At 73.3% G+C, this 18,914-nt stretch carries 18 protein-coding genes; 4 read left to right on the top strand and 14 right to left on the bottom strand.

The annotated features are described in order from the left end of the window. Positions 1-60: 60 nt before the first annotated feature. The 8 genes from ACXYMW_RS03520 to ACXYMW_RS03485 all read right to left on the bottom strand — a co-directional run bounded on the left by ACXYMW_RS03520 (position 61) and on the right by ACXYMW_RS03485 (position 7,839). On the bottom strand, positions 61-1,212 hold the full coding sequence (locus ACXYMW_RS03520) for a TFIIB-type zinc ribbon-containing protein (protein WP_459033905.1): 1,152 nt from the start codon (positions 1,210-1,212) through the stop codon (positions 61-63). A 109-nt stretch (positions 1,213-1,321) separates the two neighbouring features. Next, a complete protein-coding gene (locus ACXYMW_RS03515; protein ID WP_459033904.1) occupies positions 1,322-2,443 on the bottom strand; it encodes an SPFH domain-containing protein in 1,122 nt (373 codons plus the stop codon). Between the two features lie 33 nt (positions 2,444-2,476). Next, entirely contained in the window at positions 2,477-3,472 is a 996-nt protein-coding gene (locus ACXYMW_RS03510) for a DUF2927 domain-containing protein (RefSeq protein ID WP_459033903.1), read from the bottom strand. A 5-nt stretch (positions 3,473-3,477) separates the two neighbouring features. Further along, on the bottom strand, positions 3,478-4,677 hold the full coding sequence (locus ACXYMW_RS03505) for a toxic anion resistance protein (protein ID WP_459033902.1): 1,200 nt from the start codon (positions 4,675-4,677) through the stop codon (positions 3,478-3,480). A 13-nt stretch (positions 4,678-4,690) separates the two neighbouring features. Then, positions 4,691-5,596 carry a 5-bromo-4-chloroindolyl phosphate hydrolysis family protein gene (locus ACXYMW_RS03500; RefSeq protein WP_459033901.1) on the bottom strand — a complete coding sequence of 302 codons (906 nt, stop codon included), beginning with the start codon at positions 5,594-5,596 and terminating at the stop codon, positions 4,691-4,693. 295 nt (positions 5,597-5,891) lie between these two features. Beyond that, positions 5,892-6,764: a hypothetical protein gene (locus tag ACXYMW_RS03495; RefSeq protein WP_459033900.1), complete on the bottom strand. Its 873-nt coding sequence runs from the start codon at positions 6,762-6,764 to the stop codon at positions 5,892-5,894. After that, the gene (locus ACXYMW_RS03490; RefSeq protein ID WP_459033899.1) at positions 6,757-6,954 is read right to left on the bottom strand and encodes a hypothetical protein; all 198 of its coding nucleotides are present in this window, start codon (positions 6,952-6,954) and stop codon (positions 6,757-6,759) included. Before ACXYMW_RS03490 ends, ACXYMW_RS03495 begins: the two co-directional genes overlap by 8 nt. A 66-nt stretch (positions 6,955-7,020) precedes the next feature. Beyond that, complete coding sequence (locus ACXYMW_RS03485) at positions 7,021-7,839, bottom strand: pseudouridine synthase (RefSeq protein WP_459033898.1); 819 nt, start codon at positions 7,837-7,839, stop codon at positions 7,021-7,023. Between the two features lie 90 nt (positions 7,840-7,929). Between ACXYMW_RS03485 and ACXYMW_RS03480 the strand changes: the two genes are divergently transcribed. Next, a complete protein-coding gene (locus ACXYMW_RS03480; RefSeq protein ID WP_459033897.1) occupies positions 7,930-8,394 on the top strand; it encodes a nucleoside deaminase in 465 nt (154 codons plus the stop codon). Positions 8,395-8,510: 116 nt separating this feature from the next. Continuing rightward, positions 8,511-9,044 (top strand): pseudouridine synthase, encoded by a 534-nt coding sequence (locus ACXYMW_RS03475; protein WP_459033968.1) that lies wholly within the window; start codon positions 8,511-8,513, stop codon positions 9,042-9,044. Positions 9,045-9,075: 31 nt separating this feature from the next. Here the strand turns inward: ACXYMW_RS03475 and ACXYMW_RS03470 are convergent, their stop codons facing one another. The 6 genes from ACXYMW_RS03470 to ACXYMW_RS03445 are packed head-to-tail and all read right to left on the bottom strand — an operon-like array spanning position 9,076 to position 16,127. Continuing rightward, a complete protein-coding gene (locus ACXYMW_RS03470) occupies positions 9,076-9,660 on the bottom strand; it encodes an amino acid synthesis family protein (protein WP_459033896.1) in 585 nt (194 codons plus the stop codon). Beyond that, positions 9,657-10,241, bottom strand: a complete 585-nt coding sequence (locus ACXYMW_RS03465; RefSeq protein ID WP_459033895.1) for an amino acid synthesis family protein — start codon at positions 10,239-10,241, stop codon at positions 9,657-9,659. Before ACXYMW_RS03465 ends, ACXYMW_RS03470 begins: the two co-directional genes overlap by 4 nt. Beyond that, positions 10,234-11,097: a UPF0280 family protein gene (locus ACXYMW_RS03460; protein ID WP_459033894.1), complete on the bottom strand. Its 864-nt coding sequence runs from the start codon at positions 11,095-11,097 to the stop codon at positions 10,234-10,236. Before ACXYMW_RS03460 ends, ACXYMW_RS03465 begins: the two co-directional genes overlap by 8 nt. Further along, positions 11,094-12,554: a 6-hydroxynicotinate reductase gene (locus ACXYMW_RS03455; RefSeq protein ID WP_459033893.1), complete on the bottom strand. Its 1,461-nt coding sequence runs from the start codon at positions 12,552-12,554 to the stop codon at positions 11,094-11,096. Before ACXYMW_RS03455 ends, ACXYMW_RS03460 begins: the two co-directional genes overlap by 4 nt. After that, a complete protein-coding gene (locus ACXYMW_RS03450) occupies positions 12,547-15,294 on the bottom strand; it encodes a molybdopterin-dependent oxidoreductase (protein WP_459033892.1) in 2,748 nt (915 codons plus the stop codon). Before ACXYMW_RS03450 ends, ACXYMW_RS03455 begins: the two co-directional genes overlap by 8 nt. Continuing rightward, a complete protein-coding gene (locus ACXYMW_RS03445) occupies positions 15,294-16,127 on the bottom strand; it encodes an FAD binding domain-containing protein (RefSeq protein ID WP_459033891.1) in 834 nt (277 codons plus the stop codon). Before ACXYMW_RS03445 ends, ACXYMW_RS03450 begins: the two co-directional genes overlap by 1 nt. Before the next feature lie 301 nt (positions 16,128-16,428). Between ACXYMW_RS03445 and ACXYMW_RS03440 the strand changes: the two genes are divergently transcribed. Together ACXYMW_RS03440 and ACXYMW_RS03435 are read left to right on the top strand one after the other, a co-directional pair. Then, a complete protein-coding gene (locus tag ACXYMW_RS03440; protein WP_459033890.1) occupies positions 16,429-17,616 on the top strand; it encodes an amidohydrolase family protein in 1,188 nt (395 codons plus the stop codon). Positions 17,617-17,773: 157 nt separating this feature from the next. Then, the gene (locus ACXYMW_RS03435; RefSeq protein WP_459033889.1) at positions 17,774-18,829 is read left to right on the top strand and encodes a LacI family DNA-binding transcriptional regulator; all 1,056 of its coding nucleotides are present in this window, start codon (positions 17,774-17,776) and stop codon (positions 18,827-18,829) included. Positions 18,830-18,914 lie beyond the last annotated feature (85 nt).

Below are 18,914 nucleotides of genomic sequence, written 5' to 3'. Positions count from 1 at the left end.
GCGCAAACATGCCGATCCGGGGCCGCCGAGACAACCCGCTCGGTCCGCTCCGGCGCCCCGTCACGACACGCCCTCGCCATAGACGGCGTAGAGATAGCCCAAGAGCGCGGCAAGCAGGGCGCCGGCGATGACCGCCAGGGCGATCTTCCAGGCCGAGTAGGGGCGGTCGCCCTCGACCCGGCCGGTCTGGCCGTTGACCACGAACCGGTAGCTGCGGTCGCGGAAGCGGTAGGCCGCGACCCAGACCGGCAGCAGCACGTGCTTGAAGGTCACGTCGGAGATCTCGGTGTCGATGCGGTGGATGCGCTGCTGGTCGCCGCCGATGTCGAAGCGCACGTCGCGGGCGATCTGGCGGTCCATCACCTCGCGGGCCTCGGCGAAGCCGGTCTCGAGATCGACGGCGTAGGCCTCGGCCCGGAACCCGGCGAGGAAGTCGGGCCGGTAGGGTTCGAGCCGGCTCAGATCCCAGGGCATGAGCGCATCGGTATGGCGTTTCGGCAGCGACTTCGAGGCCAGCACCAGCACGTCGTCGAAGGCCCGCGCGACGCGCCCCGAGACCGGCCGCCAGCGCACCCGCGGCACCTGCACGACCTGCGCCTTGCCGTCGCGGACGACCTGCCGCCGCTCGTAATGCACGCGGCCGCGCTCGCCGCGGTAGCGCGACACGGTGCGGGCGTCGAAGGTCCAGTAGGGCACGTAGACGCCCTGCATGCGGCGATGCGCGCGGGCATAGGCGCTGAGCCCGTTCGGCGCGAACCAGAGCCGTCCCAGCCAGCCGGTCATAGCCTGCCGCGCCGCCGCCTCGGTCAGCGCGAAGGGCAGGGCGCCGCGCGGCTTGATGTGGCGGTTGAGCCCGGTATCGGCGACCACCGGGGTGGCGCAGAACGGGCATTCGGTGGCGTGGCTGCCGGCGTCGAACTCGACCCGGGCGCCGCAATTCGGGCAGCCGGCGACGCGGGTGACCTCCATGTCCTGTTCGGGCAGGCGGCGGGCCAGCGCGGCGCGGAAATCGAGCTCCCTGATGCCGCCCTCCCAGGGGCCGGTGGCGGCGACCGGCCGGCTGTAGCCGCAATGGTCGCAGAGCAGGTCCCCGGCCTCCGGCGCGTAGCGCAGGTCGGCGCCGCAGCGCGGACAGGGAAAGCGGTGCTCCTCGACCGGCGCCGGGGGCTCGCGGGGATCGCCGGGCGGCGGGGGTGGCGGGACCGCGCTCATGGCGGCCCCGCTGCGCCGGGGCGGGGTTTCGCGGGCGCGCGGCCTGGGCTCGCGGTGGGGCCCGGTCCGCCGCGCTGCGGCGTGCCGCCGGGCGCGCCCTGGCCCGCGCTCATGGCGCCGGCGGCGGCGGCGGGGGCGGCGGCAGCACGGTGAAGAGCTGTGCTAGTTCCGGCACGTCCTCGGCGCGCAGCCAGCCGTCCTGTCCGGCGGTCCAGACCAAGCTGTCGCGCCCCAGCGTGCCCTCGGCGGCCATGCGGCCGAGCCGGGCCCGCGAGAACGGGCCGCGGGTGCGGCCGTTCTCGGCGATGTGCCAGACATGCTCGACCGGCGGCGGCGGCGGCATCGCCGCCCCGGCGCCCGCGCCCGGCACCGGACCCCAGGGGCCGCGGGCTATTTGCGTGCCGACGCCCCCGCCCAACCCCATGCCGAACCCCGCCGCCATGCCGCCGCCGGCCGGGTTCTGCGCCGCCGCGCTCATCGCCTCGGCGGCGGAGTAGCGGGCGAAGCGGTCGAGATCGCCCACCAGCCCCATCGAGGTGCGCTTGTCGAGCGCCCGCTCGACCTCGGCCGGCAGCGAGATGTTCTCGATGTAGAGCTCCGGCATGACGAGGCCGTAGGTGGCGAGCGTCTTCGACACTTCCTCGGCCACCAGCCGGCCGAGATCGCGGGTATTGGCCGCCATGTCGAGCACCGGCAGCCCGGAGGCGGCCAGCACGCGGCTCACCTCCTGCACGATGATGTTGCGGATCTGGAAGGTGATCTCGTCGGCGGTGAAGACCCCGTCGGTGCCGACGATCTCGGTCAGGAACAGGCCCGGATCGGTGACCTTGATGGCGTAGGTGCCGAAGGCGCGGAGCCGCACCGGGCCAAACTCCGGATCGCGCGCCATGACCGGGTTCTTGGTGCCCCATTTGAGGTCGGTGAAGCGCTGCGTCGAGACGAAGTAGACCTCCGACTTGAAGGGCGAGCGGAAGCCGTGATCCCAGTGCTGGAGGCTGGTCAGGATCGGCATGTTGTTGGTTTCGAGCAGGTAGAGCCCGGGCCGGAAAACGTCGGCCAGCTGGCCCTCGTGCACGAAGACCGCGGCCTGGCCCTCGCGCACCGTCAGCTTGGCGCCGTACTTGATCTCGTGGCCCTCGCGCTCGAAGCGCCAGACCATGGTGTCGCGGCTGTCATCGGTCCAGTGGATGACGTCGATGAACTGGCCGGAGAGAAAGTCGAGAATGCCCATATCCGTCTCCCGTGAGGCTGCCGGGACGCCGGCTCAGAACCCGTCCGCCGCCGCCAGCCGGTCGCCGCGCAGTTCGGCGGCGGCGCGGCGGATCAGCGGCGCGGCCTCGGCGGCGCCCATGCCGGGACGCAGCCGGCTGTCGTAGAGGATTTTCAGCAGCAGCTCGTCATGCGTGGTCAGCAGCGCGAATTCGTCGTCGTCGTTGAAGATCGACGGTCTGGCCCGCGGGCTGTCATTGGCCAGGCCGAGGCCCTGGGCCAGTTCCTCGTGGATGCAGGACTTCATCAGGAGCGGCGGATGCTCGGCGCGGATCAGCGCCACCGCCTTGCCATAGGCGTAGCCGCCGGCCTGGTCGGCGAAGGCGATGACCAGGCAATGGATCTCGCGCGGCAGGGTCTGCAGCACCGCCAGCGAGGTGGAATCGATCCCGGGCACCACGGCGCGGATGCGCGGCGCGATTTCGGCGCGGTCGTCCTCGCCCATGAAGAAGACGTGGAAATTGGCGTCCTGGGGCTGCATCGCCATCGGGTGGCCGGTGATCCCGGCCAGCCGGTCGACGTAGCGCGCCAGGGCGGCGGCGTCGCGGCTGCGCTGGTCGCGCGGCACCGAGGCGCCGAAATGGCTGGTCACGCGCACCGGCTGGCGCCACTTCTTGATCCGCCCGGGCGTGCCCGCGCTGGCCGGGCGCAGCCCGGCGCCGCGCTCGTATTCCTCCGACAGGGCGATGGCCTCGAAATTGCGCGCCAGCTGGGTGTCGGTGAAGGGCGTGTCGGGCCCGCCGCCATCGGTGCGCAGCAGCCCCTGTCCCACCAGATCCTGTTCGACCCGGGCGTAATAGGCGGCCAGCGCCCGGCTCCGCTCGGACGGGGCGGCGGCCGCCGGCGGGCGCCGCGCGCTGGGCGCGGGGATCGCCGGGGCCGAAGGCCGCGCTTCGGGCCGTGCCTCGGGGGGCTGGGCGCCGCGTTCGGCGGTGCAGCCGGCGAGAAGCGCCGCCAGAGCGGCGCCGAGAAGGGCGAAACGCCGCCGCATCGGGCCTACTCCCGGTTCGGCACGGAGGTGCCGGTGGTGTCGCCGGTGCCGTCGCCGCGCGCCTTGGCCGAGGCCAGCGCCGTGCGCAGCTCGGCCTCCATCTTCTGCAGCTCCTCCTCGGCTCGGGCGCGCCGCGCCTTGCCCTCGTCGGCGATGGCGAGGCTCTCCTCGATGGTGGCGATCAGGTCGGTATTGGCGCTGCGCACCGCGTCGATGTCGAACACGCCGCGCTCCATCTCCTCGCGCACCATGCGGTTCGACTCGCGCAGGTTCTGGGCATTGGCGGTGAGCAGGTCGTTGGTCAGGTCATGCGCCTCGCGCACCGCGCCGGCGGCCTCCTTGGAGCGCTGGATGGTCACCGCCTGGGCCAGCTGGGTCTCCCAGAGCGGCACGGTGTTGACCAGGGTGGAGTTGATCTTGGTCACCAGGCTCTTGTCGTTCTCCTGCACCAGCCGGATCGAGGGCAGCGACTGCATGGTGACCTGCCGGGTCAGCTTCAGGTCGTGCACCCGGCGCTCCAGATCGTCGCGCGCGGCGCGCAGGTCGCGCAGCTCCTGCGCCTTCATCACCTTGGCGTCCTCGCCCGCGGCGGCGACCTCGGCCTCGCGGGCGGGGATCGCCTCGCCGTCCAGTTCCGCCAGCTTGGCCTCGCCGGCGGCGATGTAGAGCGCCAGCTCGTCGTAGAATTGCAGCGTCTTGTCGTAGAGCATGTCGAGCGCGCGGATGTCCTTGAGCAGCAGGTGCTCGTGGCGCAGCAGGGCATCGGTGATGCGGTCGATCTGCGCCTGCACGTCCTCGTAGCGGGCGGTGAACTTGGCGATCGGCGCGGCGCGGCCGATCAGCTTCTCCCACCACGAGCGGTCACGCCGCAGGTCGAGCTCGGAGACCGAGAAGCCGCGGATCGTCGCCACCATGTCGCGCAGCCCGTCGCCGGCCGGGCCCACATCCTTGTTGCGCACGCCGGCCAGCATCGACTGGCTGATCTCCTGCAGCTCGGCCTGCGCGGTGGCGCCGAAGGTGACGATGGAATTGCTGTCGGCGATGTCGATCTCGTCCATGCGTGCGCGGATCTCGTCCCGGGTCGCGGGATCGGCGGCGCCGAGCCCGGTCACCGACCCGGCCGCCGCCGGCTCGGGCAGCGGCCGCGCCGCCTCCTCGATCAGCGGCCGGTCCCGCTCGGCGGTCTCGCGCACTTTGTCCGACATCGAAATTCCTTTCCTAGCTCTTGGCGCCGGCGGGCTCGACAGCCAGCCCGTCGCGCCGCAGGCGGTCGCGGAGCACGTCGATCTCGACCTGGAGATCGCTGTTGCTGTCGAGAAGCAGTTTGCGGGTGCGCTGGCCGAACCCGGTCTCGAGGTCGTCGAGCAGGGCCAGCACGTCGCGCTTCGCCCCGGCATCGCGGGTGCGGGCGAAAATCTCGGCGAAGCGCTCCACCGCGTCGCGGGCGCCCATCAGGTAGACGCCGAGATACTTGCGCGCCGCGGCGAGGTCGCGCGGATCCTCCTCGACGGTGCGGATCAGGTCCTCGGCGGTGCGGCGGAACGCCTCGACCCGGGATTCGACGGCACGGTCGCCGGAGCGGCGGGCGGCGGCGCAGAGCGCGTCGAGATGGGCCTCGGCCTCGTCCACCACCCGGGCGACGCGGTCCTGCTGGAAGCCATCGACGCCGCTCATGCCCTTGGCCCGTAACGGGTCGAGCCCGAAGGCCAGGACGTGCAGCCCGCCGGTGGCGAGGCCGTAGGCCAGCGCCGCGGCGGTGCCGCCATCGCCGGGCCAGACCGCCGTGGCGGTGCCGAGCGCGGCGGCGCCGGCGGCCAGGGTCTTGCGGGGCAGGGCGGGGCGGTTGGCGACGCGGCGGGCGTGGTAGGCCGCCTCGGCGCGCAGCCCGTCGCGCAGGAGCCAGGCCCCGAGCGTCCAGAACCCGGCCCCGACGAGCCCCGCCAGGAGCCCCGCCGGCCCGGCGCCGAGCGACAGCAGGGCCAGCAGCAGGGGCGGGACGAACATCAGGTTGGCGCGCGCCCCGACCGGGTGCACGCGGGCGCCGTCATAGGCGGGCCGGGGCGCCGCCGTGTCGGTATCGGATTCGGGTTCGGGGCTGAATGGCCCGCGGTAGCGCCGCGCCACGCTCAGATCCCCGCCAGCCAGCCGGTGGCGACGCCGATCTGAACGAGGAAGAGCAGCACGAAGCCGATTTTCCGAAGGCCCGAGGCCGACATGACGCCTCCCGAAATGGGGTAACCGTCATGAAAATAGGTGAAAGACCGAGAGGTTGCTAGGGCGGGCGCGTACGCTTCCCGACAAAATGCCGGTCGGACAGGGCCGCGGGGGCCGTGCGCCCGGGGCGGCGCGGGGCCCCGGCGCGGGGGAGCGCGGGCCGGCCCGCGGCGGCGGCGGCGGCGGGTGCCGTCGGGGCGCCGAATCAGGCTGCCGTCTGGCTCCGCAGCCGCACCGCGATCAGGTCGGCCTCGAGCGCGAAGGCGTCCGGGGTTTCCTGCCGGCGGCGGGCCCGCGCGCCGGATTCGAAGGCCGCGGTCAGGGCCTTGAGCCGGGCGGCGTAGCGCTCCGCGGCGCCGCTGGGATCGTCGTCCCAGACCGCCTCGAGGCGCGTGACCTCGGCCTCGACCAGCCGGGTGAAGCGGGCCAGGGCGGGGCTCAGCGACATCATCTCCTCGGGCCGTTCGGCGAAGGCCCGCAGGAGCCGCATCACCGCGCCGTGCATCGCCTCGGTGCGGTGGGTGAGGCCCGCCGCGCCGAGCGCCGCGACCCGGGTGGCGGCACCGCGCAGCTGGGCATCGGTGTCGCCGAGCATCCGGTCGGCGGCCTGGCGGGCGCGGTAGGCCGGGGTGTCGAGCCCCTTGTCGCGCAGCGGATCGGGTCCGAAGGCGGCGACCGCGAAGCCGGTGGCGGCGAGGCCGTAGAAGACCGGCGGCAGCCAGTTCGGCAGCTGCGCCGCGGCCAGCAGGAAGACCATGAGACCGATCACCGCGCAGCCCAGGAGCTTGCGCGGGATGGCCGGGCGCCGCGCCGCCTCGGCGGCGTCGAATTCGCGGGCCACGCGGTGGCCGGCGGCGATCAGCGCCACGGCGGTGCACAGGAGCCCGAAATGCAGCACCGCGCCGACGATCGAGGCGACCGATCCGCTCAGCAGACCCAGCAGCAGCGGCGCTGCCGCGAGCAGCAGGACCGGCAGGCTGTCGGCGGCGTCGTGGACCGCGCGCGCCGGCGTCCGGCGCGTCTGCGGCGCGGCCGGACGGGGAATGCGCAGGAGCGCGGGGAACGGCATGTCAGACATAGGCGAACCCGAAGATCATCAGCCACAGGCAGAGGAAGGCGAGGTTGGGCGCCAGGCGCTCGGTCCGGCAGAATTCCCGGACGCTGCCGCGCAGTGCGGTGCGGGCGTCACGGGTGAGGTTGCGCAGGTCGAAGACGACCAGCGCGGTGCTCAGGACCATGATGGCAATGGCGACAACGGTGAACATCATGCTGCCCGTTCTCGACACGAATCCGGGCAGAAAGGCGGCGAGGGGCGGGTAAGATCCGGGAAAGATTCAGCGCGAGGGGCGGCGCCGGGGCCCCGGCTTGGGCCGGCCCGGACGGGCGGCGGCGCGCCGCGTCGATGGCTCCGGTGCCGGCGCGGCCAAGCCGAGCTGGTCGCGGACGATCTTCGGGCGCACCTCCTCGACCGCGCCCGAAGCCAGGGTGCCAAGCTGGAAGGGCCCGTAGGAGATGCGGATCAGCCGGTTCACGGTGAAGCCCAGCGCCTCCATGGCGCGCCGGATCTCGCGGTTCTTGCCCTCGCGCAGGCCGATGGTCAGCCAGGCATTGCCGCCCTGCTGGCGGTCGAGCGTGACGATCATCGGCTGGAAGCGCTCGCCCTCGACCGAGATGCCCTTGCGCAGCGGCTCCAGCGCGGCGTCGTCGGGGGTGCCGCGCACCCGCACCCGGTAGCGCCGCAGCCAGCCGGTCGAGGGCAGTTCCAGCTTGCGCTTCACCCCGCCATCGTTGGTCAGCAGCAAGAGCCCTTCCGAGGTCAGGTCGAGCCGCCCGATGCTCATCACCCGCGGCAGGTCCTCGGGCAGGCGGTCGAAGATCGTCGGCCGGCCCTGTTCGTCGCGGGTGGTGGTCACCAGCCCGGCGGGCTTGTGGTAGAGCCAGAGCCGCGGCGCCTCGGGCGCGGCCAGCGGCTTGCCGTCCACGGTCACGGTATCGGCCGGCGTGACGTTGAGGGCCGGGCTGTCGATGCGCTTGCCGTTGACGGCGACCCGGCCGGCCTCGATCAGCTTCTCGGCCTCGCGGCGCGAGGCCACGCCGGCGCGGGCGATCACCTTGGCGATGCGGTCGCCGGGCGGGGGAGGGGCTTGGGTCATGGCGCCGCTCTAGCCGCTCGGGGCGCGCTTGGGAAGTGTGCGCGGCGCGTGCCCCCTGTGCTTTTCGCCGGGCGGCGGCTAGAAGGCGCCATGCCGTTCCGCAGCCACATGGATGCCGCCCTCGACGAGGCCCGCCGCGCCGCCCGCCGCGGCGAGGTGCCGGTGGGCGCGGTGCTGGTGGGGCCCGACGGCGCGGTGGCGGCGACGGCGGGCAACCGCACGCTGGAGCTCTCGGACCCGACCGCGCATGCCGAAATCCTGGTGCTGCGCGCGGCCTGCGCGGCGGCCGGCAGCGCCCGGCTGCCCGACCACGATCTCTACGTCACGCTGGAGCCCTGCCCGATGTGCGCCGCGGCGATCGGCCAGGCGCGGATCCGGCGGCTCTATTACGGCGCCGCGGATCCGAAATCGGGCGGCGTGGCGCAGGGGCCGCGGATCTACGCCCATCCGCAGAGCCACCACCGTCCGGAGGTCTATGACGGCATCGCGGGCGACGAGGCGGGGGCACTTCTGCGCGACTTCTTCGCCGCCCGCCGCCCGGAGACCGGCGGGTGAGCCCGCGGCGCGGGCCCCGGGACAGCGGCGGCGGCGCTCCCGCGGCGAAGGCGGCGCGGCGCCCCGGCGGCGGCGCGGCGCGGCGCCTCGGCGGCGGCGGGGCCGGCGGGCCGACGCTGCTGTTCAACAAGCCCTACGGGGTGCTGTCGCAGTTCACCGATGCCGGCAATGCCGGGGCGGGGCGGGCGACGCTGTCGGATTACATCGACCTGCCCGGGGTCTATCCCGCCGGACGGCTCGACCGCGACAGCGAGGGGCTGATGGTGCTGACCGGCGACGGCCGGCTGCAGGCCCGGCTGGCCGATCCGCGCCATCGCAAGCCCAAGGTCTACCTGGTGCAGGTGGAGGGCGACCCCGACGCGGGCCAGCTGGCCGCCCTGCGCGCCGGGCCGGTCCTGAAGGACGGGCCGACCCGGCCGCCCGGGGTCGAGCGCATCGCGCCGCCCGATCTCTGGGAGCGCGACCCGCCGGTGCGCTTCCGCAAGACGGTGCCGGATGCCTGGCTGCGGATCACCCTGACCGAGGGGCGCAACCGGCAGGTCCGGCGGATGACCGCCGCGGTGGGCCTGCCCTGCCTGCGGCTGGTGCGCTGGTCGGTGGCGGGCTGGAGCCTCGACGGGCTGGCGCCGGGAGAATGGCGCCGGGTCTGACCCCGGCGCGCCGTATCCCCGGCGCGGACGCCTAGCGCAGCCCGTCGCGGCCCTCGGCCTCCTCGTGGGTGAGCCCGCCGACCCGCGGCAGCGGCCGGCCCGAATCGGTCACCGCCACCGCGACGAGGATCTCGTCGGCGCGCGGCGCGTCGTTCACCCGGATCTCGATGCCGTCGAAATGGCTGCGCACATAGGCCGCGTCCTTGTGGCCGAGCGGCACGTCGAGCACCTGCCCGGGCGAGCCCATCTTCTTCGACGACGGCACCAGCGCCGCGCCCTTCTCCACCGCCTTGCGGAGCGGTGCGCCGAGCTTCGGGTGCAGGATCGCCGCGGCGTGTTCCAGCTCGCCGTTCTCGCCCACCATCGCCGACTTGCCGTAGCTCTCGGCCTCGGCCGGGGTGATGCCCAGGGCCTGCACGCAGCGCTCGCCCAGAAGGCCGCCCAGCTCGGCGCCGATCTCCATCAGCTCCGAGAGGTCCTCGGCGTAGCGCCCGGCGAAGGGGTTGGCGATCACCGCCGCCGCCACCGCCTTGCGGGTGGGCGGGGCAATTTCGCGCCCGGCCTCGCGGTGGGTTTCCTCGACGCTGACCACGATCTTGCGAATCTCCGCGCTCATCTCAGCCCGTCCTTTCCCTCGATATCCTCCGCCGCCAGCCCGCCGACCCGGGCATGGACCCGCGGCCCGGTGGTCATCACCAGCACCACGGCCATCTCGCGCGCCCGCGGCGCGTCGGCGAGACCGACCTCGACGGCGTCGAAATGCGACCGCACGTAGGAGGCGTTCACATGCGTCACCGGCACGTCGAGCCGGCAGCCCGGCCCGCCGACCTTCTTGGTCGAGGGCACGATGGCCTTGGCCCCGCCGAGGATCTCGCGCATCGCGTAGCCGCCCGGCACGTGCCAGAGCGCGCCGTGCTCGACCTCGCCGGCCTCGCCGACGATGGCGCCCTTGCCGTAGCCCTCGATCGACGCCGCGTCGCCGCCGAGCGCGTCGAGCAGGCGCCGCGCCATGTCGAGCCCGAGCGGCTTCAGGTCCTCCATGAAGGGCTGGATGTCCGCGACATAGCCACCGGCATAGGGGTTGGTGATCACCGCCAGCGCGGCGCCGCGGCGATAGGGGCGTTCGGCCCGCGGACCGCCCTCGTGCCAGACCTCTTCCAGCGTCACCAGGGTCTTGCGAATCTCGATGTCAGGCATGTTCCTCTGCTTTCTGAAGCGCCGCGAGCGGCAATCCCGTGACCTCGGAGCGGCCGCGCAAAAAGAGCGCGGCGCCCGCGATCAGCCCGGCCCGGACCATCGCCTCGGCCGCGGCCCGGCCGCGCCGGAGCGCCGCCGCGACCTCGGCGGGCGCGAGCGCGCCGACATGGCGCACCACCGGCGCGGCGCCGAGATCGCTGTCGTCCTGGACCTCGCAGGCCGGCACGCGAGCGATGGCGGGGTGGCCGGGCAGGTCGACGGCGTTGGCGATGCGCGTGGCGGCGGCGTCCGCGGCTGCGGCGGAGGCTGCCAGCACGGTCACCGAATCGGCGATGCCGAGGCTCAGGCTGCGGCCGCGCGCCCCCGATGTGGCGATGCCGCGGACCGGGTCGGCGGCGGCGATCTCGACACGGCCGAGCGCGGTGCCGTCAAGCCCGGCCAGGGCCACGCGGAAGCGCGCCGCGCCCTGCAGGTGCAGCGCGATGTCGCCGCCATTGTTGACATAAGCACGGGAGAGCTCGGCGGCCTCGACCATCGCGGCGAGGATCGTCTCGGCCACCGCGCCGGCCACCGCGGCCATCGGCGTGGTGAGGCCGTCGGCATGCGGGCGCACGGCGCGGTGCATGCGCCGCGCCGTGGCGCCAAGCGGCGCGGGGGCATCGCCGACACCGCCCGGGGGCAGGGGGCGCCGCAGCAGCGGCAGTTCCGCCACCAGCTCGTCGAGCAGGGGGACAAAGCGCGCCTCGGCGGCGGCGAAGGCCCGCGCGCGGTCGCCCTCGGCGCCGATCACCAGATCGATCGGGCCGTGCGAGAGATGCAGCCGGTCGCCCGGAAGCAGCGCGGCGCGCGGGCTCATCGCGGGCCCCGCCGCTCCGGCGCCACCGGCGCCACCTTGCGGATCTCGGGCGTGATGACGCTGTCGACCGGCTGCACCCGGTCCACATGCCCGCCCAGGGTGCGGTAATCCTCGGCCCGCAAGGTGAACTCGATCGGCGCGACCAGCGCCGGGGTCGGCACGTAGCCGAAGGAATTCGTGGGCATCTGCGTCACGTCGACCATGAAGGTGATGCCGCCGCCGGGCCAGACATAGGTCTCGGCGCCGCCGCAGGTCACCCGGGTCAGCGCGTCCTTGACCGAATGGGTGAGCTTGACCGGGTTCTCGGTCACCCCGGCGCGCAGCGAGCCGCCGGCGCCGCCCATGAACAGCACCGAGCAGAGCGAGGGTTCGCAATTCTCGGCGATGCGCTCGGCCACCGCGACCAGCGGCGCCGGCGTCTCCGCCGGCTGCGGCGCCAGCGCGTCGTCGAGCACGTAGTAGCAATACTGCTCCCCGGTGGTGGAGATCATCAGCAGCCTGAGCCCCGGCCAGGCGACCTTCGGATCGGCCGGCTTCAGGATGGTCAGCGGATCCTCGACATCGGTGCCGCCCCAGCCGGTGCCGGGCTCGGCGACCTGGAAGTAGCGGCCCGGCGTCGACTTCCGCCCCTTCACCTTGATGCCCGAGGGCCGCATGTCGAGCCCGCGGCCGGCCTCGTGCTCGGTCAGGACGCCGGTGATGTGGTCGTCGACCACCACCACTTCGTCGACATGGGGCTCCCATTGCTTGGCGAACATGCCGATGGTGGCCGAGCCGCAGCCCACCCGCATCAGCTTTTCCGCCTGACCGTTGATCACCGGCGGCTGCCCGGCCTGCACGACGAGCGTGGCGCCGCCGTCGATGGTCATTTCCACCGCCTCGCGGTTGCAGAGCGCGAGCAGCGCGTCGCAGGTCACCCGGCCCTCCTTCTTGGAGCCGCCGGTCAGGTGCTCGACGCCGCCCAGCGACAGCATCTTGGAGCCGTATTCGGCGGTCATCACGTGGCCGATCATTTCGCCGTCGACGCGCACCGGCTGGCGCTCGTCGCCGATATGGCGGTCGGTGTCGATCTTCACCTTGACCCCGCAATAGGAAAAGATCCCCTCGGTCACCACGGTAACCATATCGGCGCCGTCGACCTCCTGGGAGACGATGAAGGGCGCCGGCTTGTAATCGGGATAGGTGGTGCCGGCGCCGACCGCGGTGACGAAGGTGCGCGCGCCCTTGATCACGTCGCCGTCCCAGTCCTGCCCGCCGATGGCGGTGTCGAGGAAGGGCACCGCCGGCTGGCCGCTCTCGATCACCGTCAGCGGGTCGAGCCGGACCAGTTCGCCGCCATGGTTGGCGTAGCGGTCGCAGGCGCCGGATTTGCCGTCGGCGATGTAGCACATGACCGGGCAGGCATCGCAGCGGATCTTCTCCGCCGGGGCGGGGGTGGAGCGGCGGTCGTCAGGCATGTCCGGCCTCCTTGAGGGCGGCGCGGACCCGCGCCGGGGTCGCCGGGGCGAAGGTGAGCCAGGCGCCGGTGGCGTGGTGGACGGCGTTGAAGATCGCCGGGGCGGTGGGGATCAGCGCGTGTTCGCCCAAGCCCTTGGCGCCGTAGGGGCCGTGCGCGTCGGGCACCTCGATGACATGGGTGTCGATCGGGGGCACGTCACCGATGGTCGGGATCAGGTAATCATGCAGGTTCTCGGTGCGCCCGGGGATGAACTCCTCCATCAGCGCCATGCCGAGCCCCTGCGCCACGCCGCCATGGACCTGGCCCTCGACCAGCAGCGGGTTGATGGCGCGGCCGACATCGTGCGCGGCGGTGATGCGCAGCACCCGCACCCGGCCGGTGGCGATCTCGACCTCGACCTCGGCGAGATGCGCGGCATAGCCGAACTGCGCATAGGGGCTGCCCTGGCCGTTCTCGTCGAGCGGCAGGGTCGGGGGGTCGTAGCTCTCTTCGGCCGCCAGCACGTAGCCGGCGGCGTCGGCCGCGAGACGCGACAGGTCGAGGCTGCGCATCTGGCCGCCGTCATGGACGTGCAGGTGGCCCTCGCCGAGGGTGATCTCGGCGCCCTCGGCGGCATTGGCCTCGCGCAGGATGCGGGCGCGCAGGCTCTCGCCCGCGGCCTTGGCGGCGTTGCCGGTGACGAAGGTCTGGCGCGAGGCCGAGGTCTTGCCGGCATCGGGCGTCACGTCGGTGTCGGGGCCGACCAGCGTCACGTCGCCCACCGGCACGCCGAGCGCCGCGGCGAAGATCTGCGCGATCACCGTGTTGGCGCCCTGGCCGATATCGACCGCGCCCTGGTGCAGGACCAGCCGGCCGTCGGGCCGGATGCCGGCGCGGATCGTCGAGGGGTTGGGCAGCGAGGTGTTGCCGCAGCCGTACCAGCCGCCGGCCACGCCGACGCCGCGGCGGTGGCCCCGGTTTTCGGCGTTGAAGGCCTCCGCGGCGCGGCGCGCCCGGTCCCAGGCCGGGCGCAGCGCCTCGAAGCATTCGGCGATACCGACGCCCTGGTCGAAGACCTGGCCGCAGACCGTGGCCACGCCGTCGCGCAGCGCGTTGGCGATCCGGAAGTCGAGCGGATCCTGACCGAGCGCGGCGGCCAGCCGGTCGAAGGCGGTCTCCTGCGCGATCGCCGATTGCGGCACGCCGAAGCCGCGGAAGGCGCCGGAGGGCGCGGAATGGGTGTGATAGGCGCGGCTTTCGGCGCGGTAGGCGGGGAAGGCATAGGGGCCGGAGGCGTGGATCGGCACCCGGTTGGCCACCGTCGGCCCCCAGCTGGCATAGGCGCCGGTGTCGAAATCGCCGTCGAAGGTCATGCCGGCGAGCCGCCCCTCGGCATCGGCGCCGATGCGCACGCGGATCCGCGACGGGTGCCGCTTGGTGGTGGAGGCAACCGATTCGGTGCGCTCGTAGCACATCCGCACCGGCTGCCCGGTCTTCATCGCCGCCAGCGCGAGATGCGGGTGCACGCTGAGATCGAGCTTGGAGCCGAAGCCGCCGCCGACCGCCGTCGGCACCACCCGCACGGCCTCCAGCGGCAGGGCGCAGATGCGGGCGATCGAGTCGCGGTTCATCCCCGCGGTCTGGGTGCAGACATGGAGATGCAGGCGGTTCTCGACCATCTCGGCATAGCCGGCCTCGGGCTCGATATAGGCGTGTTCGACGAAGCTGGTGGCGATCTCGGTCTCGACCACATGCGCGGCCGCGGCAAGCGCCGCCTCGGCCTCGCCGCGCACCACGCGGCCGCCGCACATCAGGTTGCCAGCGCGGCTCTCGTGCAGGAGCGGCGCGCCCTCGGCGGCAGCGGCCTCGATCCCGAGGCAGGCCGCGCGCGGCTCCCAGTCGACCGGGAAGCTGTCGAGGTCGAGCGCCGCCATGGCCTCGGCCTCGGCCACCACGCAGGCCACCGCCTCGCCGCGGAAGCGCGCCTCGCCGGCGGCGTAGACCGGCTGGTCCTCGAAGCCCGGGATGGTGCCGAAGGTGGTCTCCCCGGGGACATCGGCGGCGGTCAGCACCGCCACCACGCCGGGATGGGCAGCGCGCCAGGCGTCGAGATCGCCGAAGGCGAAGCCGGCGCGGTGATGCGGCGCGCGGATCACCCGGGCGACCAGTGCGCCCGCGGGGGCCACGTCGTCGCCGAAGCGTTCGCGGCCCGCGACCTTGGCGGCGCCGTCGAGCCGGCGCGCCGACTGGCCCAGCGCCTGGCCCGCCTCGGCCAGACCGTCGGCGCGGTGGGCATCGCGGACCGCGGCGATGATCTTGCGGTAGCCGGTGCAGCGGCAGAGCACGCCGCCGAGCGCGTCCTGCACCGCCTCCTCCGAGGGCTCGGGGGTCTCGCGCAGCAGCGCCACGGCGGAGACCATCATGCCCGGCGTGCAGATGCCGCATTGCGCCGCCTGGTGGTGCTGGAAGCTCTCGGTCAGGGCCCGGGCCTGCGGGTCCTCCGCCACCAGCCCGGCCAGCGTCTCGACCGACCGCCCGGCGGCCTGATGCGCCGGCATCAGGCAGGCGCAGACCGGCGCGCCGTCGACCAGCACCGTGCAGGCGCCGCAATCGCCGGCATTGCAGCCGACCTTGACGTCGCGGGCGCCGAGCCGCTCGCGCAGGGTGGCCGAGAGCCGCTCGCCCGGGGGCGGCGCGGCCTGCACTTCGCAGCCGTTGAGCAGGAAGGCGGTGAGCGGGGGGGCGGCGGCGTGATCCATCAGCGGGCTCCCTGGCAGGCCTGGTCGAGGGCGCGGGCGATCGCGGTGGCGCCGGCCTCGCGGCGATAGGCGGCGCTGCCGCGGATGTCGTCGATCGGGGACAGCCGCGCCAGCAGGTCCGGGGTGATCCGCTCGGCGGCCTCGTCGGGGCGCGCACCCTCCAGCGCCGCCTCCAGATCGCTCAGCCGCAGCGCCACCGGCGAGCAGGCCCCGACGGCGATCCGCGCGCCCTGGATGCGGCCGGCGCGCAGCGGCACCAGCGCCGCCGCCATGCAGATCGAGATCACCAAATAGCGCCGCGCCCCGAGCTTGACGAAGCCGCTGCCGGCGCCCGCGGGCAGGGCGGGCAGGCGGAGCGCGGTGACCAGCTCGTCCGGCGCCCGCGCGGTCTGCCGCACCCCGGTCAGGAAATGCTCGAGCGGCAGCCGCCGCGCGCCGCCCCGGCCGGTCAGTTCGACCTCGGCGTCCAGCGTCAGCAGAGGCGGCACGCCGTCGGCGGCGGGCGAGGCGTTGCAGAGATTGCCGGCCACGGTGCCGGCATTCTGGATCTGCACCGACCCGACCTCGCGCGCCGCGGCCTTGAGCCCGTCGAAGGCCGGCGGCAGGTCGGCGCGAAGGATGTCGGTCCAGGTCGTTGCGGCGCCGATGCGCCAGCCGTCGCCATCGCGCGCGATGCCGCGCAGACCCTCGATCCGCGTGACGTCGAGCAGCGCACCGCGAAACGGCCGGATGCCGCGGCCGGGGAACCAGTCGGTGCCCCCGGCGACGATCGCGGCGCCGCCCTCCAGCGCCGCCAGCGCATCTTCCAGACGGGTCGGTGCGAGGTATGTCATCCCGGGCCTCCCTGGCGCCGCGGCGCAAGCCGCCGGGCCGCCGCCACTTGTTTGCATACAAATAGAACTGCCGCGCCGCCCGCCTGTCAAATCAATTCCGGGCCCCGGCCCCGCCGCCGGCCCTTCTTCTGAGCCGAAATATCCCGGGGGAGTCCGCCCCGCCGGGGCGGACGGGGGCAGCGCCCCCGACCCCGCCGGACGCCGCCGCGACGCTTGATCGGCCCGGCAAACCTGTTAGCGTTCGAACGAATTGACCGCGCCCCGCCGGGCCCGTCCGGCCCGGCCCATCGAGGAAGAGCCCATGTCCGAGACGCCGCAGAAACTGCTGATCCGCAACATCGGCTCGATGCTCTCGGGCCGCATGGAGGAGCCGCTGCTCGAGGCCGACGCGCTGCTCGCCGTGGACGGCCGCATCGCCGGCTGGGGCCGCGAGGCCGATCTCGACGCCGAGGGCGCGATCCATATCATCGACGCCCGTGGCACGACGCTCTGCCCCGGCCTCATCGACAGCCATGTCCACCCGGTGGTGGGCGATTACACGCCGCGCCAGCAGCAGCTGCACTGGATCGATTCGACCCTGCATGGCGGCGTCACCACGATGATCTCGGCCGGCGAGGTGCACATGCCGGGCCGGCCCAAGGACGTCGTCGGGCTGAAGGCGATGGCGATCGCGGCGCAGCGCTGGTACGACAATTTCCGCCCCTCCGGCGTCAAGGTCCTGGCCGGCGCGCCGGTGATCGAGCACGGGCTCGAGGAACACGATTTCCAGGAGCTTGCCGCGGCCGGGGTGAAGTATCTGGGCGAGGTCGGGCTGGGCTCGGTCAAGGACGGCAAGACCGCCCACCGGATGGTCGAATGGGCGCGCAAATACGGCATCCAGTCCACCATCCATACCGGCGGGCCGTCGATCCCCGGCTCCGGGCTGATCGATGCCGACATGGTGCTGGAGACCGGGACCGACGTGGTGGGCCACATCAATGGCGGCCATTCGGCGCTGCCCGACGACCAGATCACCTGCCTCTGCGAGAATTGCACCGCGGCCCTGGAGATCGTCCACAACGGCAACGAGCGCGCCGCGCTCCTGACGCTGAACACCGCCCGCGAGCTCGAGAAGCTCGACCAGATCATCCTCGGCACCGACGGGCCGGCGGGCTCGGGCGTGCAGCCCCTCGGCATCCTGCGGATGATCGCCATGCTCTCGGCCCTGGGCAACGTGCCCCCAGAGATCGCCTTCTGCTTCGGCACCGGCAACACGGCGCGGCGGCGCGAGCTCGATTGCGGGCTGATCGAGGTCGGGCGGGCGGCGGATTTCGTGCTGCTCGACCAGGCCCAGCACGCGCCGGGGCGCGACATGCTGGAATCGGTGGCCCTGGGCAACCTGCCGGGGGTGGGCATGACGGTGATCGACGGGCTGCCGCGCACCGCCCGGTCGCGCAACACGCCGCCGGCGACGCGGCTGCCGGAGCTGGTGACGGGCGGGTTCGCCTGATCCGGGTGAGCGCGCCCCGCCGGGGCTGGGGGCGCTGCCCCCCTGCGGGCCCTGGGGCCCGCATTCCCCCCGGGATATTTGCGCTCAGAAGAAGAGGGGGCGGAGTGGCGCGGGGCGCGGCGCAGCATCTTGTGTCCGGTTCGGCGCTGGCGCTAACATGGGGTATGAGGTTCGAGGAGGGACGCCCGTGAGTGCCAATGACCAGCGGCCGCTGACGCTGCGCGACGTCTCCGAGGCCTCCGGGGTGTCGGAGATGACCGTGAGCCGGGTGCTGCGCAACCGCGGCGATGTCAGCCCGGCGACCCGCGAGCGGGTGCTCGAGGCGGCCAAGGAGCTGGGCTACGTGCCCAACAAGATCGCCGGCGCGCTGGCCAGCCAGCGGGTGAACCTGGTCGCGGTGATCATCCCGTCGCTGCGCAACATGGTGTTTCCCGAGGTCATGTCGGGGATCTCCCAGGTGCTCGAGGAGACCGACCTGCAGCCGGTGGTGGGGGTGACCGACTACCTCCCCGAGAAGGAGGAGCGGGTGCTCTACGAGATGCTGTCCTGGCGGCCCTCGGGGGTGATCATCGCCGGGCTCGAGCATTCCGAGGCCAGCCGCGCCATGCTCAAGGCCGCCGGCATCCCGGTGGTCGAGATCATGGACACCGACGGCACCCCGGTCGACACCGCGGTCGGCATCTCGCACCGCCGCGCCGGACGCGAGATGGCCCGCGCCATCCTCAAGGCGGGCTACGAGCAGATCGGCTTCATGGGCACCAAGATGCCGCTCGACCACCGCGCCCGGAAGCGCTTCGAGGGATTCACCGAGGAGCTGGCCAAGCAGGGCCGCGAGGTCGCCGACCAGGAATTCTATTCCGGCGGCTCGGCGCTGGCCAAGGGCCGCGAGCTCACCCAGATGCTGCTGGAGCGCACGCCGAAACTCGATTTCCTCTACTATTCCAACGACATGATCGGGGCCGGCGGGCTTCTGTGGCTGCTCGACCAGGGCTGGGACGTGCCCGGCCGGATCGGGCTTGCGGGGTTCAACGGGGTGGAGCTTCTGGACGGGCTGCCGCGGCGGCTCGCCACCATGGATGCCTGCCGGGCCGAGATCGGCCGCAAGGCCGCCGAGATCGTCGCCGCCCGCGTCGCCGATCCCGAGGCGGCCTGCGACAAGATCGTCGAGCTCAGCCCGACCATCGCCTACGGCCAGACCCTGAAGCGCCGCTAGGATGACGCGGCCCGCGCCGGCGGCGGCCCGCCGCCCGGGGCGGCGCGGGGGAACAATGCCGGAACGTGGCTTTATCTCCGGCCGC

This window comes from Roseivivax sp. CAU 1761, assembly GCF_054482755.1.
Note: the sequence above shows the minus strand (reverse complement) of the source record. Positions and strands in the feature narration are given on the sequence as shown.